The following is a 21,420-nucleotide window of genomic DNA, read 5'->3' as shown; positions in this document are numbered from 1 at the left end:
CCCATGACTCAGACTTCCATTACCCGCAGCTGGGTTGCTTCGGCCAACGGCCACGCGGATTTCCCGTTGCAGAACCTGCCGCTGGGCGTGTTCAGCCTCAACGGCTCGGCGCCGCGTGCCGGCGTGGCGATCGGTGAACACATCTTCGATCTGCAGGTGGCGCTCGAAGCCGGGCTGTTCGATGGCGAGGCGCGTCGTGCAGTCGAAGCCATGCAAGGCGGCCTGTTGAACGCCTTCTTCGACCTCGGTCGCGAGGCTCGCGTAGCCTTGCGCACCCGCTTGCTGGAATTGTTCAGCGAAGGCAGCACCCATCGCGGCGCCATCGAAGCCCAGGGCGCAACACTGCTGCCACTGGCGGCCGATTGCCAACTGCACCTGCCGGCGCGCATCAGCGATTACACCGACTTTTATGTGGGGATCGAGCACGCACAGAATGTCGGCAAACTGTTCCGTCCGGACAATCCACTGCTGCCGAACTACAAGCACGTGCCGATCGGCTACCACGGTCGCGCCTCCACCGTGCGCGCCTCCGGCACCGACGTGCGCCGCCCGAAAGGCCAGACCCTGCCGGCCGGCGCGAGCGAGCCAACCTTCGGCCCTTGTGCACGTCTGGACTACGAACTGGAACTGGGTATCTGGATCGGTCAGGGCAACGAAATGGGCGAGCCGATTGCCATCGGTGACGCCGCCGAACACATCGCCGGTTTCTGCCTGCTCAACGACTGGTCGGCCCGTGACATCCAGGCCTGGGAATACCAGCCGCTGGGGCCGTTCCTGTCCAAGAGTTTTATTACCAGTGTTTCGCCGTGGGTGGTGACCGCCGAGGCGCTGGAACCTTTCCGCACCGCGCAACCTGCGCGTCCGGAAGGTGACCCGCAGCCGCTGCCGTACCTGTTCGACAAACGCGATCAGGACGGTGGCGCTTTCGATATCGAGCTGGAAGTGCTGCTGCTCACTGAAGCCATGCGCGAGCAGAATCTGCCGGCCCATCGCCTGACCCTGAGCAACACCCGCTACATGTACTGGACGGTCGCGCAAATGGTCGCGCATCACAGCGTCAACGGTTGCCAATTGCAGGCCGGTGACCTGTTCGGTTCGGGCACCTTGTCCGGCCCGCAAAGCGGTCAGTTCGGCAGCCTGCTGGAAATCACCGAGGGCGGTAAAAAACCGATCGAACTGGCCTCCGGCGAAGTGCGCAAATTCCTTGAGGACGGCGACGAAATCATCCTGCGCGCGCGCTGCGCCCGTGACGGTTTTGCCTCCATCGGCTTCGGCGAGTGCCGTGGCAAAGTGCTGGCGGCGCGCTGACAGGAGCGGCTCATGGATCTCTACACCTACTACCGCTCCACGTCGTCGTACCGCGTGCGCATTGCCCTGGCGCTGAAGGGCCTCGACTATCAGGCGCTGCCGGTCAACCTGATCGCGGCGGCCGGTGGCGAACATCGGCAAGCGGCGTTTCTGGCAATCAATCCACAGGGCCGGGTGCCGGCCTTGCGCACCGATGACGGCGAGTTGCTGATTCAGTCGCCAGCGATCATCGAGTACCTGGAGGAACGTTATCCACAGCAGCCGCTGCTACCCGAAGACCTCACTGCCCGCGCCCATGTACGGGGTGTGGCGGCGGTGATCGGCTGCGACGTGCATCCGCTGCACAACGTCAGCGTGCTCAATCGCCTGCGTCAGTTGGGCCACGAAGAGCCGCAGGTGGTGGAGTGGATCGCGCACTGGATCGGTCAAGGCCTGGCGACCGTCGAGCAGTTGATCGGTGACAGCGGTTTCTGTTTCGGTGAGTGGCCGTGCGTGGCCGATGTCTACCTGATCCCGCAGTTGTACGCGGCCGAGCGCTTCAATGTGTCGCTGGAGGCTTACCCACGAATTCGTCGGGTGGCGGCACTGGCGGCTGAGCATCCGGCGTTCATCAAGGCGCATCCGGCCAATCAACCAGACACACCGTAATCCCCCTTGTTGGAGCGAGCAGGCTCGCTCCAACAAGGTTCGGCGTTGATCCACGCGAAAAAATCATAAAAACAAAACAGGTACCTTGCGATGCATAACCAGATTGCCAGCTTCCGCGCGGCACTCGACGCCCGTCCTGTGTCCCGCTATCAGTGGTTGCTCTTGATCCTGCTCGCCTTGTTGCTGGTCACCGACGGTTATGACGCCCAGGTGCTGGGTTACGTGGTACCGGCGCTGGCGCAGGATTGGGGGCTGGAGAAAGCCGCGTTCGGGCCTGTTTTCAGTGCCAACCTGTTGGGCCTCACCCTCGGTTCCCTCGCGGTCACGCCACTGGCCGATCGCTTCGGCGTGCGGCGGATACTGCTGGCGTGCGTGCTGATCTACGCCAGCCTGACGGTGCTGATGGTCTTCGCCGATTCCCTCAACACCCTGATGATCGCGCGCTTCATCTGCGGCATCGGCATGGGCGGGGCGATGCCCAGCGCCATGGCCTTGATGTCGGAATACTCACCGCCGCGTCTGCGCACGTTGATGGTGACCCTGGCCGCCTGTGGTTTTTCCTTTGGTGGTGCGGCGGGCGGTTTTGTCGCGGCGGGCTTCATCGACCGCTTTGGCTGGCAAGCGGTGTTCCTCGCCGGTGGCGTCACGCCGCTGCTGCTGTTTCCGTTTTTGTGGTGGATGCTGCCCGAATCGCTGCCACGGTTACTGCGTGACGCACCGCCCTATGCGCGCCTGCGCAAAGTCACCGCGCGGATGTTGCCAGACTGGCAACCGCCGGCCGCCTCGCTCGAACAGAATGAGCGCGAACAGGGCAGCACACTGACGGTGGTCGAGTTGTTCCGCAATGGTTATGCACGTCCGACACTGCTGATCTGGGCGACGTTTTTTGTCAGCCTGATTCTGTTGTATTTCATGATCAGCTGGCTGCCGACCCTGCTGCTGGAAAGCGGCCTGAAACTCAATGAAGCCAACCTGGTGACCTCGATGTTTCTGTTCGCCGGCACCTTGGGCGCCGTGTGCATGGCGTGGTTCGCCGACCGCTTGAAACGCAAGGTACGCCTGCTCTGCGCGGTGTTGGCCGGGGCGGCGGTGTGCACGATACTGTTGGGACTGAATCACGACAATCCGCGTTATCTGGTGGCCTGCGTGTTTGCGGCCGGCTTCTGCATCATTGGTGGGCAACTGACGCTGAACGCCTTCGCCAGTAACTTCTACCCGGCCCATGTGCGCGCCACAGGCACTGGGTGGGCGCTGGGGGTAGGGCGATTCGGTTCGATTCTCGGGCCGCTGTTCGGCAGCATGTTGCTGGCGATGCACATTCCGGTGGCGCAGATTTTCTTCTTCTGCGCGATCCCGGCGGTGATTGCGGCGTTGCTGATCATTCAGGTGCGTGCACCCTCCGAGTCCATCCCGTCGAATGCGGGAGCCAGCCTGCTGGCGAAGAACGATAACGCGGTCTGACAGGAAGATCGGCGTCGCCTGCATCGCGAGCAGGCTCACTCCGGCAAAAAGGCGTTTAGTGGACCACGGAATTTGGCGGTAAGTGACCAAGCCGTTCAGTCAGGCGCAAGCGCTGGATCGGATCGTCGCTGAGCAGCAAGGCGTGTTCCAGATCAAAGCGCTCGGCGTTGGGGCAGTCGAGGCGTTGGTAGAGGCTGGCGCGGGCCAGATAATCGGCGGCGCTGGCGCTGCCCAGTTCCAGCACCCGTTCGGCATCGATCAACGCGGCGATGTAGTCCTCGTGGCTCAGGTGCAACTGCCGCAGATTACGAGACAAGCGTTGCAGCATCTGCATCGGTGTGGCCGCTGCCAGGTGTTCGGCGTTGAGTTTCAGGTGCGCGCCGTATTGGCGCTGTAACAACTCGCGGCAATCGTTGGGATACAGCCGCCGGCCGCCGCAGGGATCAAGCAAGTGATCCGCACCGGGCACCCGCAGCAGGAAATGTCCGGGGAAGTTCACGCCCACCAGCGGAATTTCCAGCCCGCGCGCCAGTTCCAGGGCAATCAAGGACAGCGTCAGCGGCTGCCCTCGACGGGTTTGCAGCACCTTGTGCAGCAGCGCGACCTGCGGGCGTAGCGGCAGAAAATCATCCTGAGCAAACCCCAGATCATTCATGCGCCGCAACAACGGCTGCGCCAGTTCGCTGACCGGCAGCATCGGCAGACCGTAGCTGACGCGCTGTTGCAGTTCCTTGAAATCCTGTTGCAGTGCTTCGACATCCAGGCCTTTTTCGTGCTCGGCGGCCATCCACAGCGCGGCTTCGAACAGCGCGGGTGGTGATCGGTGCAGACACTCGAAAAAACGTTGGCGCGGGCTCATCTGAATCTCCGGGGAATGCCTCGTTTTAGCCCCGTCCGTGCCATTCGTCCAGTGCTGAGCCGTGACGGCCTCAGGTTATGCCGCAAAGTCGCCGTCAACGCGGGCGCTTATTCCGGCGCGCTTCAGCAATTTTTGGGCGCAAGCCTATACTGGCGTCTACCAGAAGTGATTCGGGAGCCTGCCGATGTTCGCTCTCATGCAAAGCACTCGCCTGGAATCGCTGCACCTCAGCGTTGACCCGATCACCGGGTTGAAGGCGGTCATTGCCATTCATAACAGTCGCCTCGGCCCAGCCCTGGGCGGTTGCCGTTATCTCGCCTATCCCAACGACGAATCCGCAGTCGAGGACGCCATTCGCCTGGCGCAAGGCATGAGCTACAAGGCTGCACTGGCCGGTCTCGACCAGGGCGGCGGCGTTGCGGTGATCGTGCGCCCGGCGCATGTGGAAAATCGCGCGGCGTTGTTCGAAGCCTTTGGTCGCTGCATCAATCAGCTCGACGGTCGCTACATCACCGCCATCGACAGCGGCACCTCGGTGGCGGACATGGATTGCATCGCCCAGCAGACCCAGCATGTCACCAGCACAACATCAGCGGGCGACCCGGCGCCGCATGCGGCAATGGGCGTGTTCACCGGGATCCGCGCCACGGCGATGGCGCGGTTGGGCAGTGACAACCTCGAAGGCCTGCGCGTGGCGATTCAGGGCTTGGGCAACGTCGGTTACGCACTGGCCGAGCAACTGCATGCGGCAGGCGCTGAATTGCTGGTCAGCGACATCGATCACGGCAAGGTGCAACTGGCCATGGAGCAGCTCAATGCGCACCCGATCGCCAACGATGCGTTGCTCAGCACGCCTTGCGACATTCTCGCGCCGTGCGGCCTGGGCGGGGTGCTCAACAGTCACACGGTGACGCAACTGCGCTGCTCGGCGGTGGCGGGCTCGGCGAACAATCAGTTGACGCATCTGGACGTGGCCGACCAGCTCGAGCGACGCGGGATCCTCTATGCGCCGGACTATGTGATCAACGCCGGTGGCCTGATCTACGTCTCGCTCAAGCATCGCGGCGAAGCGTTGGGGACGATTACCGCGCACCTGTCGAAGATTTCCTCGCGACTGACCGAAGTGTTCGCCCATGCACAGGCCGAGAAGCGCTCGCCGGCGCGGGTGGCCGATGAGTTGGCGGAGAAGGTTTTGTATCGCTGAAATGCAAAAGATCGCAGCCTTCGGCAGCTCCTACAGGGAATACACATTCCAAATGTAGGAGCTGCCGCAGGCTGCGATCTTTTGATCAGGCGACGATTACTTGGCAGCTTTCGCCGCTTTTGCCGGTTTGGCCGGCGCTTCATCGGATTCTGCCGACTCACCCACTTCAGCCACGGGTTCGGCCGGTGCGTTGATCAGCTCCGACAGCGCATCAGGCTGGCTCTTGAAGGCTTTGGCGAACACATCGCGGTTTTTCGCCATGTAGATCCCGACTTCTTCAACCTGTTGCTCGTTCAGCGACGGCACGGCTTTTTGCAACACTTCGGACAGCATCTCGGCCAGTTCGAGCATTTTGTCATGACGGTCAGCTTCGGCTTTATCCATGAACAAGCGCTCCAGATCTCGGCTGCTGCGGTATACCACTTCGACGGCCATTCACCACCTCACATGCCTTCACATTTAGTTGTCTTAGCGACTACTGTATTTATATACAGCGAAAGGATAAGCGAATCCCTGCGCTTTGGGTAGTGGCTTTTCAATGTAGACCGGATTCGGGGTTTGTTAGGGGATGATCGTTTGACGGCCATTCACGAACCGGCGCGCTCCCACCGGGTTGGGTGGCATGTGCGACCAAACGCCACGGCGCGGGTTTTGTGCCGGCTCGCCATGATGGCGTGGCCTCTTTTCTGCATGAAACTCAAAACGTGCAGAAAACCGTCACGTCCAACACGCATCATCCGCCCGAGTCGGGCTAAGGAACATCATCGTGAAAATAAACTGGGCCGAGAAACTGCGGCAAAACGTGCATCAACTGGCCGAGTCCTTGGGCAACCTGTTCGTCGAGACCTTCCACTACCTGGCGCTGTTCGCCATTGGTGCGGTCACCGCGTGGGCCGCGGTGATGGAATTTCTCGGCATGCTCGAAGAGGGCCATATCAAGATCGATGACATCCTGCTGCTGTTCATCTATCTCGAATTGGGGGCAATGGTCGGGATCTACTTCAAGACCAACCCACCTGAATCTAACATTTTTTCTTATGGGCAAAAAAAGGGCGAAACCCCTATGATTGCTGGTCTTTGGCGCGCTTAAGGCCAGCTAGGCAGTATTTTCCTTGATGGTAGGGGTGTGAGTGATGAGCGAAATACGTGGAGTAGAGAAGCTGCGCAAAAGCCTTCATGGTGGTGCAGATTCGCTTGGGAATTTAGTGGTCGAGGCTTTCCACTACCTCGCTCTGTTTGGCATAGCTCTGATTACGATTTGGGCAGCGATTAGCGCATTCATCGGAATGCTTGGCCAAGAGAAAATAAGCGTTGATGACATTCTGTTGCTATTCATTTATTTAGAGTTGTTAGCAATGAGCGGGATTTATTTTAAAACAAATCATATGCCTCTGCGTTTTTTGCTCTATATAGGCGTTACGGCACTGATTAGGCTTTTGATTAGCGATGTTTCTCACCACAACGCTCCAGACCTTGGCATTATCTATGTGTGCGGCGGTGTGCTTCTATTGGCATTTGCAATTCTGGTGGTTAGATTTTCGTCTTCTAGATTTCCATCTGTAAAAGACAAATCTGAGAATTGAGTCGATGAATCTATGGCTATGAGAAAGACTTTGCCGGAATAGCTTTAATTAAAAAAGTATCCTGGCGGATACTTGAGCGAAAAACGTATGATCTAACTGTTTGGGGCTTGCAGTGCTGAACAATTTCGCGCAGCGAGTGCCCAAACCTCTAAAAAGGAATGAGCTTCAAGGATCAATAAAAGTCATTGACCTGTCGAATGCATTTTCGATTCCAATGCATGATCCAATTTCCAACAATTGATTGCTAGATTTGCTGACGCCTTTAAGTTTTTAAAGAGTTCTAGATATTATAGGCGCGCTATACATTTTCAGTCCTTGATTTCCGTGGCCTGTAGAGTAGCTACAGTACAAAAAACTACACTGTAGGCATAACTTACAGTACAAAATACTGAGCTGTAAGTGGCATATTTTCCACCAAAACGTGTTTTTTACTAGCTACAGTACAAAATATTGCACTGTAGTTTTAGGTTGGTTTTCTGATATTAAAATATTTATTACACTTTTTGGTGTTTAAAACACGTTTTGGTGTTTTTAAATGGTATTGTATTAAAACAAACCATTAATAACTAAAATGAACTACTCTCAAAATAAGACTTACATTAGATTTCCTACCTCAAAAGCAGCTCTAAATGCTTTATCCAAGGTTGCCCTTGCGAGACATGCCGCACATTCTCTTTTAATCAAGCTCTGCACACTCGCGGAAAAAACAGAGAATGGGTATTTTGTCGTCTATACAAACAAGCCAGTATTAATGGAAATCATGGATTGTTCAGGTGAAAATATTCGCAGATGTATGAATATTTTAAGTGAGCAGAGAATGATTGCCGTTGAGCAAGACAAGGTTCACGTTGGAATGATATGGATAGAAGTTAAGTTCCTTAACCTTTAATAGATTTGCAGAAGAATAAAAAAGACTGCGCTAACAGTCTAATTAATGAGTTGAGGTTAAAATGAAAGAGAACCCTTTTAAAAGTATAGCATTTAATAAGCTTGAAAAAAACGTTTACGCGCCGATTTTTGTAAAAGCTATGCCATTCTTTATTGCAATAATAGCATTCGATAATGTAGCTGCACGAATAATGATGGCCGCGATTGAGAGCATGGATAGATTTAATGAATGTGAAGTAATTATTACAGAACTCGACTCCTATTTGGGTGTGAGCGAAAACACAAGAAAGCGAGCGTTGAATGTATTGAGGTATATGAATTTTATAGAAACCAAAAGAAATACAGTTAAAGGCGGAAAAACTAAATTTAAAATAAGTGTACAAGTTGCTTGCAAAGGTAACGTTGAAGCTAAAGTGAACATGGAAGGTGCTTTTGATGAGTATTTATGTCCTTCACTGCTGGTAGACGGGCAAATCTGTAAAGAGAGTTTTGAGAAATATAAGCAGTTCAAAGGTAAGACCAAACACAAAGACGGACTTCCGTTTTGATTTGACGATTTGTATTCCGAAAGGAGAGAAAATAACAAAAATACGAGAACAACATGACAACAACAAAAATAGCTAGAATCGACCATTTTAAAAATCAGTTAGCATCATTTGAAGCTGACAAGTTCCAAGTCATATTCAACCCAGCTACAGAAGCCTTGATTACGAAAGAGAAGGCGGCTTTCTGCCTGAAAGCCTACAACGCGCAAGGTGTGAAGGATCAGTTCTTCACTGCTGCTGACCTGCTGACCGACAAGCTTTTCAAGCTGATGAGCGCAAAAAACATCGAAGGGTATGACGTAACGATTGTCCCGAAGTCAAAGACCTTCCACTACCTCACAATCAGCTCTGTCACGTCCTTAAAGCTGAACGACCTGGCTAGCCTTGGCTTTGCCCCCACTCTGGTAACAACCATCAAGGGAAGCCTTCACAGCAAGCTCTATGACGTTGTGTGCAGGATCGGCAAGCATAAGGACGATGACCAGTACGCATTCAACGCACAGATGTTTGTGTGGGCTCTGAACAAGAGTGTCAGCACCTTGCGCGTACCTCGTCCAAAGAGCCTTGAAGCACCGATCCACGCTGCTGGATTCAAGTACCATGGCACAGGGTCATTCGTGACCTGTAATCGCTCGCTAAAGCGCTCCTGCACTGAATGTGTGGATCAGATACAGAAGGTGAGGGGGATGAAGCTCACAGCGCCTGCTGTTGGAGTTGGTAGCCCTGATGACGCCGCTTTCTACCTAAAGGCGTTACGTGAAACGCTCGTGTACAAATCAAGACTTCTTGGTGATTCCGTGATCGATGATGTGATCGACAGAAGGGTGGCTAGACAAGCATTTGCAGAGCATTACAGCGGTGATGACGTGTTGGCCTTCCTCATGAGCCAGGGCCACGTCAAAGCGAGGGAAAATGCATTGGAGCATGCTGTGAAGCTCATGACCTTCTGATGAATGACCACCAAAGAAAAAAGGCGGTGATTTTAAGGCACAAAAAAAGCCCCGTAGGGCTTCTATTGTTGCTTATCTTATTCAAATACCTTCACGGTGAAGCTGTAATGCGCAGGCGTAGGTTTTGAAAGAGAAACGTACTTAACAGTGACTGTGCCTTTATCAATGCTCGTTCCAGAAAGCGCTAATTTCTCTTTTGCAATTCTTGATTGTGTCAAACCATCTTGACCAATGTATTTATCTAGAGTGACCGGCGCGGACGCTAATTTCACGCTTGTAGATTGTGTGCCTAATTTCGCCTTGAAGGTTTTAACAAGGTTTGAAATTTTTGTGCTATCAAAAGCCCCAGCACTTAAGTCATCGGCACTGATATTCATGATGTAGGCTTTGCCTTCAATCTTTGATGTGTCAATTTTGTTGAGTTCATTGATTATTAAATCGCTTTTTGAAATTGATGTTGTAGTGAAACTCAAGTTTGAAAGAACTGAATCTTGCAAATGTTCAGCGCTTGGTGCGTTTATTTCATCGATTACCGAAATAGCAATGCAGGTATTTGAATCAAGAATTGGTGTGGTTCCGTATGGGTAAACCGTACCAGTGGAGCTTTCGGCCTTGATTAAATACTTTGTGATTTTTCCAAGGAAACCAGCAGGGCATTCTTCTTCTATGAGTTCTTTTGTAGTCGTAGTGATTTCTTTTACACACGATGTAGTGTCTTGGCTTTTCGCTTGAAACGTTGTGTTCGTCGCTCCTGAAACCGGGTCAAAAATTGTGATGTTGTCGCCGGTTTTTGAAACGTTACCTGTGTACGTTCCTTGCTCTGTGCCGTAGTAAGAATCACAGCTTACGGTTTCTGAACCCGGGTTGATTTCAACAGTAACAGGACCTGCTGCTTTACAAGTATTTTCTTTTTCAACGATGATAGACGACGAAACGTTTTGCCAATTGTCATAAAAAAATCTTTTAGTTTTTGTGTGTGTTTCTCTAATAATTTTTCCAGTTTGACCCGCAGGGCAAGAAGCTACATCAGTGCTCGCCACCTTATCTTCTAAATAATAGCAGTTGTCTTTTTTTACGGGATAAAAGGGATTCAAATACCATTCTGTTGGAATGCCGTTTTTTATTGTTCTAGTCCACGTTTCTAATGTAAATCCAAGGGGATGTGTTGGGGCTTTCGTTGCGCAATTGTATTTTTCAACGGTTTTTGTACTCATTAATTGGCAGCTATCTTGTGTTTTAACCCACGCCGAATAGTTGTTTTTTGTGCCGTCTAAATATAAATCATATGTTCTTTCGTTAACGATTTGACCCACGTAATCTGCTTGTGGGCATGCTTTCCACTCTGATTCTGTTTGCCTTGAAACGCAGGCATCCTGTGTTTTTGCCCAATCTGTATAGTTGTCTTTTGTTCCGTCTGAATATAAATTGTACGTTCTAGAATTTACGATTTGTCCAGTATAACCCGAAGGGCAATTCTGTTTTTGAGTTTCAAATTGCTGTGTAAATTCTGGTGCTTTGCAATTGTCGATTATTGAATATACGTCAAAGCCAGTTTTTAAATTGCTTGTTAATTTTTCACTTTTCCATTTTATGAACTTTCTGTACTTGGTTACGTTTCCAACCGCTTTTGGGTTATCGCATTTTGTAACTTGTGAATCGTACCCAACATCCCAGTCGCCTATATGTCCGGCTGTTAGGTCATAACAATCTACTGTCAGTTCATATCCATCATCATTTTTTGAAAAGCTTTGTGTGTATACTCCATTTCCTTTGTTGATATAATTTTTAGTGCCATCTGGGTTGTTTGTATATAAACGTCTGTATTGTTGTTGTCCATGCGGTTTGTTGAAGCATGTCACTGCGACAGATTCAGCATGCAATGATTCTTCGTAAAGCTGGCCTGCAGGCCATGTGTAAGCATTTGCTGTGTTTGTAAGTCCAATTATGGAAAGCGTGAGTAACGCAATAATTCGTTTTTGCATGATTCAAAAGGTTTGTTTATTAGCTTAATTATACCATTTTGCCGATTGCATATTTTTCTGTGGGCAAAATTAAAGCCTCTGATGAGGCACTAATTGATAAGTGGTTAATCAAGAAGCGTCTATATGAGCGTCGTAATCGTTTGTGTCTTCATAATCTTCAATAGGAATTCCTTTGAAGTCTGTGCTTAAAAAAGAACGTGACTGTGCATCCATATCAACGAAACCCTCTGAGTCAACAATTTGTCTTGTGGTCTCAATCAGATTTCGTTCAGCTATATTCTGTTTTCCTGATTGATGCTGCAAATCTTTAACGTCCTTTGCAAAGGATGGCATGGAAAATAAGGTTAGTGTTGTGAAGGTTATTATTGATAATTTCATTGTGGTAAAGGTTTGTTGTTCTTAAATCATAGCATTTGCATAACTAAAATCTAATTTTCTGAAAAAGAATCTTCGTTAAGGCTTCGTTTTAGGTTTTAAATGGTAAACTGTAAAAGCAAGCAGCATGTTGTTCTTCTTGTAGTAAAGTCCGCTGCTTGTAGTTAGGTTTGTTTTTAGAGAAGCCCGCAATCATGCGGGCTTTATGCTTTCTGTGATTACTAAGTGGCTTCGCTGCGAGATCTGGAGTTAGGATCAGATCGACTTCCTCCAGGGCGCCTTCACATGTCTCGACCGATACGCAACAGGTACAACCCTAGGGAGCGCATTCAGCTAGATTTTGACGTTGCTGCGTGTGTCCTGAACCTGAATCAGCACCTACAAGCTTTCCGTGAGTTCTCGGTCTCTGATGACCGCGAAGCCTTTCTACGGACACAAGGTGACACGGCGAGGAACGCTATGCACGTACACCAGATAATCGCTTGTTGGCTCGGGCTTTATGGTTTGGGAGAGGATGCGGAATGGCAGGAGTACTGCATGGCGTTTGTGGAGAAATTCGTAGAGGTTGATACTGGCTTTGCAGAGCTGGCTCTAGCTGATGCCGTCAGCTATTCACAGAGCCTTTTGGAATCACTCGATGCTGCTCGTAGTCAGCTTGCCGGTGGAGCAGAGAAGGGTCGTTAGGCTTCAACCAGCTCTAGGATTTCGCAACGGCTATCAATGATGAGCCTTCGGCCCTCAAGGTGGCCTATGGGCTCTCCGTACTGGAACAGAACCTTATCAACAAGGATTCCTACCTCTGCATGCTGGTTCTGCGCAGTAAGGCTGGAATCGAACCTGTAGAGCTTGCCATCCACCATTGCCCCAACGTCTTGGCCGTTGTGCAGCACAATGCAGGGAATTTGAGGGTTGTAGCTGAATTCCTTGTCCATCTGGTCAACTCCCTGAACCTGCGGTATGGGTGAGTATAACCGGCCCTGCGCTCCCTGGACTTGGACAGATTCTATCGAGTTGATAGAGGCATTCGGATTCTGTTCGGAATGGCCTAGGAACGGCCTAGGGAAGGTTGAGTACCTGGTGGAGCATTCGCTGACGCGAGAAGTGTCTGGTACGGATTTACGAACGAATTGGGGGTACTGCCCGTTGCTTGAATCGACCGTGAAAAATCCAAAGCTTTTATGAATTTCTGTAAGAGATATTCACAAAAGGGATAGCTATGGAAAATGGCCCGACATTTCTGGATCTACATTCGCCGCAGGCATTGAGCTTTATTTAATCCTACCTGCAAATTTATTGAATAGACCTTTCATTCCTGACGTGGTGAAGCGGCTAGCTACGATTCGTTTATAGTGATTGTACCGATTGACTTGTTTGTAATAGATGAGTTCTCTGATTAGCCACGCTACTTTTGAAATCTTCTGTGCGAACAATCCGATTGTCCATAAACAAATCGAACAGATGATTACTAAGTGGAAGGGGAATATGTCAGAGATAGGTGTGTTACGAACAGAAAAATAAGCATACCAAAAATAGATGTTTGCTGAAATGAACGTGATAACCAACAAAGTTGGCAGAATCATCCAATACCTAAAAAGGCTGTGATCTGCTTGCATTAGCCTTCGTATTGGAAAGAAAGTCGCTAATAATCCATATGGGAAAAATAGCGCTGTCAATTTAGCTATTTTGTAGAGGTTGTCTACTTCACAATATTGGCTCATTGCATAATCGAATTGTTGCTGAATAGCGCTTTTCTCTTCATCTGAATACTGAGATTCATTTTTTGATAATTTGATTGACATTATAGTGTTAGGTTGTTTTCCTAATTATAGCATCTGCACAATCTCAAATTGGCCATAAGGCCAACTTATATATTGTTTTTTCCGAATTTGCTTGAAGAAAATTCTATTCCTTGGGCGTGTTCAGGGAGATTTCTTTCCGTTGAATACAGAATCACTCCAATGAATTCTTTGATTTGGGTGGATCTGCGAATTATGTGAATGCATAACATCAAGACAATACAAAGGTAGATACTGATTCCCATCAAGGTTGAATAAATGTCACCAATTCCGGTGATTCTGTATCCGATATTTAAACTGCCGGTTATCTTTTCTATGTCGATAACCTTATAGATAAATAGCGCTTTTATGTACCATAAGGAGTGGTACAGCATCACGGCATAACAGGTTATTGAGAGAAAAAGTAAAACCAATTCTTGGATGAATTTAAACATATCCGTATGCTTGTCAACTGTTGTTCCATTGATGTTTTGAAGAATTGTAGTCGGTGCCGTGATAGAAAAACCAATCATGGATTTGATAGATGTATATATTACGCTCATAAAACTCAATGCAATTGCAATAGGAATTGCCCAAATCAATGCGTTTCCACCCAAAATCAGGGAGTTTGCAAAAGTGTCCAGGAAGTCAGCCATTTGAGGAACCTTGACGATTATTGCCAAGGCTATGAGAGCTTCAGGGCCAACGCTTAATCCTACGGGGTTGTAGATCTCATTGAAGCCTGTTGTGGCTGTTATACCTGTTGCAAGGATTGCAATCTTACCTGTGAATGATCCGAAGAAGCTTGATGCAAGCTCTATTACATTCTTGCTAGCGTTTAATCCTGCTGCCTCTTTGGTTCTGCTAAACGTGTTCTTTCTGATCGCATCATTTACTCTGAGTTCTGCTTTTATAATCATACCTACTGCAAGAAGATTTTGCCCAAAGCCTTCAATTTCTAAAAACACAGAACCATATTCTCTGCCGCTAGGCGACGTTGAGCTAGAGTACTGCAAGCAGTCAACAACTCTATCTATACTTAAAGGACCGTCATTTCCGATTGTAATGGATTTCAAAAATGCTGTGTCCCAATCCTTTGCAACTGGTGATAACTGGCTTGCATCAAGACTATTGTTTATGAAGTACTGTAAATTAATATTCGACTGAATCCTTTCGTATTCAACAGTAAAGGCTTCTTTGTCCTTAATTTCAGATGTAAGTATGCTTGATGATTGATACATGTCTAATTTTATCGTTGAAGCTAATTGCTCACCTGGGCCAGAGAATAGGGTGTTTTTGAAATCGGTATTCAATATCTTTGCAAAAAAAGTAACCATGTTGGGATTGGTCATGTATCTGTTTTTGAAATACAGGTTGTAAAAATTCAGTGAGTCAGCACAGTTCTTTGGGCTTGAGTCATTTGCGCAAGCCCTTTCTGCACAAGCTCTCAACGTAGATTCAAGAGTCGCATTGCTGGTAAAGGTTGTTGAGTTGGCATCACGATCTAAACTGGTTTCTGACCCGGCGCTGTGGTCAACAGTTGAGCAAACTCTTACCATTCGGTCTTTGGGCATCAACGCTTCTGTGTATCCTGGAACCCTATTAAGGTCGTCAATCACGCGCCCGTGCATGCATTTTGCGGCATCGTAGGCGTAGTCTTTGATGCTATTAGGGCTCATACCGCTAAGATTGAAATTCTCTTCGTCACTGCAAACGAGCTGACCTGATGTGTATGTGTCAGGTACTCCCAATCTAGGTTTACCTGCCTTGATTACGTTCTCAGCGATTCCTTGTGCCTTCTGAATATATTCTTCCTCAATGATTCGTTTCATTGTCTCAATCGAATTACTCACATAGCTGGGTAAGCCATACCGTTTTGCAATGCTTTCGGTATTCATGTCGATAGTGAAGCTGACATCAAGTATGCAGCTCCCCACTTGGTGAAATGCTGAGAATTCACCTGTAGACTCGTTAAAGTTGAAGATGATTTTTTGTTTTTTTGAGGCTTCTTGCTCTGACATACTCGACGTACACAATTGAAAGCTAATCGCGTTGTACTCGTTAGCTGGTCCACCTGAATTCACAGCGGGGATAAAGCGCTTTGGGTATTCAATTTTGGTTTGTTGAGCATCGTTGAATAAATAATATTCCGCTATGGAGTGAGCTTTGTAAAACGTCCCTATCGCTAACTTTGTAAATAGGTTGTATCTAATACCCTGTTCATTCACGAAAACGGGAAAAGCAAAAGCATAAAACAGTAAGGTGATTAATGTGGCCGTTAATGCAGAGTTTTTCTCGTTCATTTTTTGAGAGGCTGCGGCAAATACTTTAATATAAAACCACCTGCTAAGAATTAAAAACGCAAGAGTGGTAATCACTGTGAGCATTTTCCAGATAGACAGATTTACTATCTTGGATACGCCGCTATTAAATTTGTTGCTCTTTCCTATGCAGTTATATTTGCCAGTCTCTGTCCCTTGAGCAATGCTCTGTGTCATTTCACAGCCATACAATGAGTCTAATACTGGCTCTGTGAATCCAGACCTTCTTTCTTCATCTGTTTGAGATTGGATGTATGCAGTTGCTTTAGAGCCAATAGACTCTGCATTAGCAAATTGAGGGAATAGGGTTAATAGAAGCAGAAATGCATAAGTTGAGAATTTCATTAAAGGTGGGCTTGTTTTAAAGTATTATACCATTTCAAGCCCTTCCTAATGACGCGTAATCAGCTTCGTTTGTAAGATGTTAAAGAAGAAATAAAGCCTGTGCTTAACTTGTTAATCATACCTATTGAGCCGATTGATAAAACGTTTACGATTGTCATCATCCAACCTATAACCTTGATTACCGCTTCTGCAAACATCATGTGTCCTCCGAGTAATTTAAGGGTGTTTTGCATAAAGTGCAGACAAATGCTTGTCGAAACCAATGTCACTATGAACGTTCTTATACACTCAATAAAGAATCCAACAATGTTGTCAAAGATACCGCCTCTTTCATAATAGAACGATGCATCTGTGAATACTAAAACGACCCTGATTACCTCCCAATTTATTGTATATGCAATAAGAGGCAGTATAGGGAAAACTGCAATGCTCACTGCAAACGCAAAAATATTCTTGCGCATTGCGGCGAAATTGTCAGCGTCATTCAGCCTCATGAAAGCGAAAAGGAAAAATGGTGAGAATTTGATGAGCGCAATAACAAAGTATTTTTGTGTGACCGCCATTGTGTAGAACGGCAATATAGTTACTGAGATAAGCAAAAATCTGTAACCATTACTAATCATGTCAAGTGTCAGGCTCAAAGACACAATGCTTGAACCAATACCTGCTGCTATGAAAGTTACGGTCTGTGCTAATGAGCTTCCAGCTTGGATTTTATTCTGTTTACCAATGTTAGCTGCGCTATCAGTTTTAGGCATTTCAATTTTTGACTTGGCATAATCGTTAGCAATTTGCCCTGTAATAGCTAGGGTCAATCCGAACGCTCTCAAATCGCTAGCCGTATTGCTTAGGCTTGTTGCGTACAATTGATAACATTTGATTGGGTGAGTAACGGAAAGCTTGCAGCGTTTTAAGGCAGTAGAAGGCAATTCAAAGCCTATTCCTGCGCCCTGCTCAAAGTCATTGTGCATTCCAGCAGACGTACCATTATCGAAGATCAGCTTCTGAGTAATTGCTTCTGCATCAGTGATAGTTGGCAATGTTGCACGGTCAGTCTTTAAAAAGTAATTTCTGACGTATTGGCTAATGTTGACTCGGTTATTGTAGTCAGCTTCATATCCGTGCGCTCGTGCCCATTCATCATCTATGAAGAAATCCACTGCCTTTCTTTCTGAGATTTGCAAGACTTTAGTGTTGAAAAGGTTTTGATTGATGCTCGTGAAAGTAGTCTCTTCAACAAGATTCTGGTAATTGAAATAGAAATTTAGCTACCCCTCTTTAATCATTTTTTTCAACTGATCCAGGATCGAAGGGCTTTCCAAAGCCGTGCTGAACGCATCGTTGAAGGCTAAAATTCTGTCTCGATAAGTGTCTTCTAGTTTCTTTCTTGTTTCGTAGAGCTTTGTTTTGTATGTCGCTATTGGGTCTTCACCCATTACCTGCCAGTCGTTTCCAACGCATTCAATTGAACCTGTGCCTCTTGTCCCAATACCTTTATGTGCATCAATGTAGGTCTTTGCGGAAAGGCGCAGTTGTTTATTTTCGGCACATACCAGATTCAAAACTGTTACAGCCACATCGTCTGCTAGCTTAAAATCGTTTGGTAATTCTTTGAGATAAGTGTTCGCTCTCGTATCCTTATAGAACATCACCATTACGTTGTTTTTTATGTCTTCGTATTCGGCTTTCTTGTTTTCAAACGGGCCGTTACGCAGTTCATTTCTTAACTGGTTTGCAGTTGCTTCTACTGTGCGAATGTCAGCTTCGTCCCTAAACCTTTCGTTGTATCTGATTTCCTTCAAATAAGGTGTTGCTGCACCTGCATCAAGCTCTGATTTGAATACCGTCACAGGGTCAAGCTTAAACAATAGCTCTCCGTTATCACTAAATTTCTTAAATGTGAAGGTATTGTTTTCCTGTTTTGAGATGTCAGATAGCGAATTCGATACAACCCAATTCGATGAGTCACTCTTGTTGAAAATGTCGTTGTAGAGTTGACTTGTAAGCCTCGCGACAATGGCTTTTGAAATTAATTGGTTTGACAATGCTGAAGCCGTAAAGGCGGCTTGTCCCTTTGTCACATCATCTACAACGCCTGTTTCAGAGTCTTTAACGGTTGTTTCCAAATATCCTTTCTGTCTAACCCAACTTACCATTTGTATGAATTTCTGCTTTGCGATTTCAGATGTTACGTCAAGCCTTATAATTACTGCGTCTGCTATGGATAAAGAGTTTTTCTGTCCAACCATCCCTAGCCCAAATATCCCTACCGCCGCAATTGCTATGAATAGGTTATTCAAGAAGTTATATCTGGCTTTTACCTGTTCTCCATGATCATTTTTTGAGTCATGAAATTCACCCGTTTTCCAAGCTTTGAGCGCCATGATTAACCATATTATAATAAATATGGCAATTATTAGGTAGGAAGCTAAATCCCTTGTGTATTGCTTGTCTCTTATAAAATGATCTTGATTCGCTTCATCAAAGCGTAACTGTGAATCCGTTTTAGTTTCTTGAATCTTTGCGTATTGTGTATCTTGATCATTGCTTAGAAGAAGAACCCCTTCGCCAACGGAACTGCTCATTAGTTTCATGGCGATGTTTTCAGGGCAAAGCGTTGATGAATTAGGATCTACTGTTTTGTTATCTGATTTGAATCCACATTCTGCTGCAGATGCTTGTGACATATACAGAAATGGCAATAGAAGAATGGCGAGAGCTAATTGACGCATTAGTAATAGGTTTGGTTTTCTAAATTATACCATTTGGCTTCGTAATTTCGGCTGATAAGCCGATTGCCTTTTTACCCATTTACCATTCTCCTGGTGGATCTTCCACCGTCCTTGGATAGGCAGTGTGTAGCTCTGGCTCTGCTTCCTACCCCATCACATTGAATAGCTTGTGGCCTACTGTGCCGGGGAGACAAGCAAGCTTCTGGTGAGCTGTGCGAAAAATCAGACGTTGTTAGGTTGCTTTGTTCTCTGTTCTCAAGCTGTGATCCACATATTTTTTTAAATTCGTTTTAATCGACTTCCTTGTACCTGATCGAGTTTGACTATCAGAATTGGAAGGGGTGAACAGCATTTCCCAAGAAATCCGATTTTTATTTTTTTCCAAAAAAGTCATTTCATTTTCTTAAATGACCTCTAGCCCCGAGAAACTAAGAGCTGCAGCGATGTGTGAGCCTCTATGTGTTATTTATCAAAATAATCATTTTGGATTTAATATTTTTTGGCTAAATAAAAATCTGTTTTTTCTAGATTCTGGCTGTTTGACAATATTTTTAAAATCATTAAAGTTTGCTTCATCGAATCTTCTAGTAAGTTAATTGTACCAATCGCACTATCTGAAATAGACAATTTCTAAACGCTGATTGATTTCAGCAGTGCGAACCCGAAAAGTTAAAGTCTTTTCCACTGCTTTCATTTTGAAACAGTGCGCCGCTCTGTGCGCTTGTGAAATACCTTGGGTCTAAAACGAAGCTATTGGGCTTTATTGATTCTGTTGTTAATGAATGCGTTTCTACAATCTCAAAGCCATCAAATGAGATTGTTCTGTGTGACCTATTCAGCGGGTCAGGACGGGTAGCGAATCACTTCAAAAATCGTTTCAAGGTCGTAGCTAATGACTTGGAGTACTACTCATATGCGACCTTGGAAAACCTGCTGAACAATGATCCTTCGACCGTCTACGAATGTCAGCCGATCATCGTCTACATGAATCACTGTATGGATGGTGTGGAAGGCTTCATTTTTCAGAATTACAGCGAGTCTGGTGGCCGTACCTTCTTCACTAATGGCAACGCCATGAAGATCGATGCTGGGGTTGCGCTTGTGTATGGGATGTACGGACGGGGAGAGCTGACTGACGGCCAGTTCTACTACTGTCTTTGTTCTGTCTTAGAGGCTGCTGACAGGGTGAGCAACACCACTGGGCTGTACTCATCGTTCCTCAAGAAATTCACTGCTGCTTCGCTCAAACCCGTTGAGTTCAGAGGGTTTGACCTGAAGGAGCCCGTGGCAAGCAATGAGGTGTACCTGGGAGACGCTAACGAGCTGTTGCAGCGCGTTAGTGGTGACGTTCTGTACCTCGATCCACCTTACACCTCAATGCAGTACAGCAATGCTTATCACGTCCTCAACACTATTGCGCAGAACGAGCGCCCAACGATCCACGGGATCAGCGGTCGGCCCGAAGGCCGGAACGTCTCTGCCTGGGCTAGCAGGCCGAAGGTGGAAGGTGAGTTTAGGCGGCTGGTGGATTCTGCCAATTTTGAATACCTGGTCATGAGCTATTCAAACGAAAGCATCATGCCTATGGATCTGATTGTCGATGTGATGAGTTCGTATGGCAATTACGAAAGAAAGGAAATGCAGTATAAGAAATTCAAGTCTCGTACTGAAGCTTCGAATGAAGTTTACGTGACTGAATACCTACATCTGTTGCACAAGGCCAATTAATTAAGAGGATGCACTAAAAAACTGCAAAATCATAACGAGTTTTAGACGGAAAATTTATGTCCGCAATCCCGCTGGCAGTAATTTGTAAAGGTGATTTATGAGTGTCGATGAATTAGAGATAGACAGCTTTTGGGAGCTTATAAATAAGAAGATTTACATGGTACAACACTAGGCTTTGAAGTTGACGAAGACCCTTTTTAAGAATGAATGAACTACCTATCAGCAATTCTGCTGGTTGGTTTAAGATAAGGTGAATATATGTTGCAAGTGGAGTTTAGCTTTAATGGCGAGCAAGTAAAAATCGATGAATTCGTTTTTGATAATTTTCCTCAATGGGACAAGGTTTCGGATATCAGTCAGTATAGAGGTGAAGTTTCTGAATTAATCGATCAAATGGGTTCTGTTTATCATATGAATCTTTCAAACCCGGAGACATTGATTTTTTGTTATGAGTGTTATGGCTTTGATGACGATTTTCTTCAAGAAACATTTGAAAAGCTTATTGCATCAGGTATGACCGAAGTTTACTTAAATTATGCAGACAATGACGGTGAATTTGCGGGTTACGTGGATTTCAGTTCTGGAGTAATGGTAGGAGAGGAATTCAACGGGGGCGACATAGCTGATGTTAGCGAGCAACTGCGTGCTGTTCTTGAGTCGTGGGACACAATGAATCATTTATTTAATGATGATGATTGAATAATGCCATTCAGAAA

General features: G+C 47.1%; 18 protein-coding genes and 2 pseudogenes. 12 read left to right on the top strand and 8 right to left on the bottom strand.

Features of this window, described 5'->3' with window-relative positions:
* Positions 1–3: 3 nt before the first annotated feature.
* The 3 genes from fahA to J5M57_RS04490 all read left to right on the top strand — a co-directional run bounded on the left by fahA (position 4) and on the right by J5M57_RS04490 (position 3,417).
* Positions 4–1,308: a fumarylacetoacetase gene (gene fahA / locus J5M57_RS04500; protein WP_207847708.1), complete on the top strand. Its 1,305-nt coding sequence runs from the start codon at positions 4–6 to the stop codon at positions 1,306–1,308.
* Between the two features lie 12 nt (positions 1,309–1,320).
* Entirely contained in the window at positions 1,321–1,956 is a 636-nt protein-coding gene (gene maiA / locus J5M57_RS04495) for a maleylacetoacetate isomerase (protein WP_207847699.1), read from the top strand.
* A 90-nt stretch (positions 1,957–2,046) separates the two neighbouring features.
* Positions 2,047–3,417, top strand: coding sequence for an aromatic acid/H+ symport family MFS transporter (locus tag J5M57_RS04490; protein ID WP_207847690.1), 1,371 nt, complete (start codon positions 2,047–2,049; stop codon positions 3,415–3,417).
* A 55-nt stretch (positions 3,418–3,472) separates the two neighbouring features.
* On the opposite strand, the gene J5M57_RS04485 is transcribed toward J5M57_RS04490, so the two are convergent.
* On the bottom strand, positions 3,473–4,276 hold the full coding sequence (locus J5M57_RS04485) for a transglutaminase family protein (RefSeq protein ID WP_064586029.1): 804 nt from the start codon (positions 4,274–4,276) through the stop codon (positions 3,473–3,475).
* A gap of 184 nt (positions 4,277–4,460) precedes the next feature.
* Here J5M57_RS04485 and J5M57_RS04480 point away from each other — a divergent pair, with 184 nt between their 5' ends.
* Positions 4,461–5,480, top strand: coding sequence for a Glu/Leu/Phe/Val dehydrogenase dimerization domain-containing protein (locus J5M57_RS04480; protein ID WP_064586030.1), 1,020 nt, complete (start codon positions 4,461–4,463; stop codon positions 5,478–5,480).
* Between the two features lie 195 nt (positions 5,481–5,675).
* Here the strand turns inward: J5M57_RS04480 and J5M57_RS04475 are convergent.
* Positions 5,676–5,915: pseudogene (locus J5M57_RS04475) on the bottom strand (YebG family protein); the annotation flags it as partial.
* 331 nt (positions 5,916–6,246) lie between these two features.
* Here J5M57_RS04475 and J5M57_RS04470 point away from each other — a divergent pair.
* The 5 genes and pseudogenes from J5M57_RS04470 to J5M57_RS04450 all read left to right on the top strand — a co-directional run.
* Positions 6,247–6,492 (top strand): annotated as a pseudogene (locus J5M57_RS04470) (phosphate-starvation-inducible PsiE family protein); the annotation flags it as partial.
* Between the two features lie 121 nt (positions 6,493–6,613).
* Positions 6,614–7,063 carry a phosphate-starvation-inducible PsiE family protein gene (locus J5M57_RS04465; RefSeq protein WP_073451568.1) on the top strand — a complete coding sequence of 150 codons (450 nt, stop codon included), beginning with the start codon at positions 6,614–6,616 and terminating at the stop codon, positions 7,061–7,063.
* A gap of 571 nt (positions 7,064–7,634) precedes the next feature.
* Positions 7,635–7,952 (top strand): hypothetical protein, encoded by a 318-nt coding sequence (locus J5M57_RS04460; protein ID WP_207847688.1) that lies wholly within the window; start codon positions 7,635–7,637, stop codon positions 7,950–7,952.
* Between the two features lie 61 nt (positions 7,953–8,013).
* Positions 8,014–8,499 (top strand): hypothetical protein, encoded by a 486-nt coding sequence (locus tag J5M57_RS04455; protein ID WP_207847686.1) that lies wholly within the window; start codon positions 8,014–8,016, stop codon positions 8,497–8,499.
* 53 nt (positions 8,500–8,552) lie between these two features.
* Entirely contained in the window at positions 8,553–9,446 is an 894-nt protein-coding gene (locus J5M57_RS04450) for a hypothetical protein (protein ID WP_207847684.1), read from the top strand.
* A gap of 77 nt (positions 9,447–9,523) precedes the next feature.
* On the opposite strand, the gene J5M57_RS04445 is transcribed toward J5M57_RS04450, so the two are convergent.
* A complete protein-coding gene (locus J5M57_RS04445) occupies positions 9,524–11,428 on the bottom strand; it encodes a hypothetical protein (protein ID WP_207847682.1) in 1,905 nt (634 codons plus the stop codon).
* Positions 11,429–11,536: 108 nt separating this feature from the next.
* Positions 11,537–11,806 carry a hypothetical protein gene (locus J5M57_RS04440; RefSeq protein WP_207847680.1) on the bottom strand — a complete coding sequence of 90 codons (270 nt, stop codon included), beginning with the start codon at positions 11,804–11,806 and terminating at the stop codon, positions 11,537–11,539.
* A 282-nt stretch (positions 11,807–12,088) separates the two neighbouring features.
* Here J5M57_RS04440 and J5M57_RS04435 point away from each other — a divergent pair, with 282 nt between their 5' ends.
* Positions 12,089–12,487: a hypothetical protein gene (locus tag J5M57_RS04435; RefSeq protein WP_207847678.1), complete on the top strand. Its 399-nt coding sequence runs from the start codon at positions 12,089–12,091 to the stop codon at positions 12,485–12,487.
* Here the strand turns inward: J5M57_RS04435 and J5M57_RS04430 are convergent.
* The 4 genes from J5M57_RS04430 to J5M57_RS28915 form a co-directional block, all read right to left on the bottom strand.
* On the bottom strand, positions 12,484–12,735 hold the full coding sequence (locus tag J5M57_RS04430) for a hypothetical protein (RefSeq protein ID WP_065948963.1): 252 nt from the start codon (positions 12,733–12,735) through the stop codon (positions 12,484–12,486). The genes J5M57_RS04435 and J5M57_RS04430 overlap by 4 nt on opposite strands.
* 932 nt (positions 12,736–13,667) lie before the next feature.
* Positions 13,668–16,244, bottom strand: a complete 2,577-nt coding sequence (locus J5M57_RS04425; RefSeq protein WP_243435065.1) for a hypothetical protein — start codon at positions 16,242–16,244, stop codon at positions 13,668–13,670.
* Positions 16,245–16,303: 59 nt separating this feature from the next.
* Positions 16,304–17,404, bottom strand: a complete 1,101-nt coding sequence (locus J5M57_RS28920) for a hypothetical protein (RefSeq protein ID WP_243435064.1) — start codon at positions 17,402–17,404, stop codon at positions 16,304–16,306.
* Between the two features lie 108 nt (positions 17,405–17,512).
* Positions 17,513–18,976 (bottom strand): hypothetical protein, encoded by a 1,464-nt coding sequence (locus J5M57_RS28915; RefSeq protein WP_243435063.1) that lies wholly within the window; start codon positions 18,974–18,976, stop codon positions 17,513–17,515.
* A gap of 723 nt (positions 18,977–19,699) precedes the next feature.
* Here J5M57_RS28915 and J5M57_RS04415 point away from each other — a divergent pair.
* Both J5M57_RS04415 and J5M57_RS04410 read left to right on the top strand, forming a co-directional pair.
* Entirely contained in the window at positions 19,700–20,704 is a 1,005-nt protein-coding gene (locus J5M57_RS04415; RefSeq protein WP_207847670.1) for a DNA adenine methylase, read from the top strand.
* A gap of 258 nt (positions 20,705–20,962) precedes the next feature.
* Entirely contained in the window at positions 20,963–21,403 is a 441-nt protein-coding gene (locus J5M57_RS04410; protein WP_207847669.1) for a hypothetical protein, read from the top strand.
* Positions 21,404–21,420 lie beyond the last annotated feature (17 nt).

The sequence above is a fragment of the Pseudomonas sp. 86_A genome (assembly GCF_017491705.1).
In the GTDB taxonomy this organism is placed as follows: Bacteria; Pseudomonadota; Gammaproteobacteria; order Pseudomonadales; family Pseudomonadaceae; genus Aquipseudomonas; species Aquipseudomonas koreensis.
This window is presented reverse-complemented; position numbering and strand designations above follow the sequence as displayed.

Excerpts from the sequence above, each read along its gene's own strand:
- fahA (WP_207847708.1), top strand. The coding sequence starts at position 4 with ATGACTCAGACTTCCATTACCCGCAGCTGGGTTGCTTCGGCCAACGGC.
- maiA (WP_207847699.1), top strand. The coding sequence starts at position 1,321 with ATGGATCTCTACACCTACTACCGCTCCACGTCGTCGTACCGCGTGCGC.
- J5M57_RS04490 (WP_207847690.1), top strand. The coding sequence starts at position 2,047 with ATGCATAACCAGATTGCCAGCTTCCGCGCGGCACTCGACGCCCGTCCT.
- J5M57_RS04485 (WP_064586029.1), bottom strand. The coding sequence starts at position 4,276 with ATGAGCCCGCGCCAACGTTTTTTCGAGTGTCTGCACCGATCACCACCC.
- J5M57_RS04480 (WP_064586030.1), top strand. The coding sequence starts at position 4,461 with ATGTTCGCTCTCATGCAAAGCACTCGCCTGGAATCGCTGCACCTCAGC.
- J5M57_RS04465 (WP_073451568.1), top strand. The coding sequence starts at position 6,614 with ATGAGCGAAATACGTGGAGTAGAGAAGCTGCGCAAAAGCCTTCATGGT.
- J5M57_RS04460 (WP_207847688.1), top strand. The coding sequence starts at position 7,635 with ATGAACTACTCTCAAAATAAGACTTACATTAGATTTCCTACCTCAAAA.
- J5M57_RS04455 (WP_207847686.1), top strand. The coding sequence starts at position 8,014 with ATGAAAGAGAACCCTTTTAAAAGTATAGCATTTAATAAGCTTGAAAAA.
- J5M57_RS04450 (WP_207847684.1), top strand. The coding sequence starts at position 8,553 with ATGACAACAACAAAAATAGCTAGAATCGACCATTTTAAAAATCAGTTA.
- J5M57_RS04445 (WP_207847682.1), bottom strand. The coding sequence starts at position 11,428 with ATGCAAAAACGAATTATTGCGTTACTCACGCTTTCCATAATTGGACTT.
- J5M57_RS04440 (WP_207847680.1), bottom strand. The coding sequence starts at position 11,806 with ATGAAATTATCAATAATAACCTTCACAACACTAACCTTATTTTCCATG.
- J5M57_RS04435 (WP_207847678.1), top strand. The coding sequence starts at position 12,089 with ATGTCTCGACCGATACGCAACAGGTACAACCCTAGGGAGCGCATTCAG.
- J5M57_RS04430 (WP_065948963.1), bottom strand. The coding sequence starts at position 12,735 with ATGGACAAGGAATTCAGCTACAACCCTCAAATTCCCTGCATTGTGCTG.
- J5M57_RS04425 (WP_243435065.1), bottom strand. The coding sequence starts at position 16,244 with ATGAAATTCTCAACTTATGCATTTCTGCTTCTATTAACCCTATTCCCT.
- J5M57_RS28915 (WP_243435063.1), bottom strand. The coding sequence starts at position 18,976 with ATGCGTCAATTAGCTCTCGCCATTCTTCTATTGCCATTTCTGTATATG.
- J5M57_RS04410 (WP_207847669.1), top strand. The coding sequence starts at position 20,963 with ATGTTGCAAGTGGAGTTTAGCTTTAATGGCGAGCAAGTAAAAATCGAT.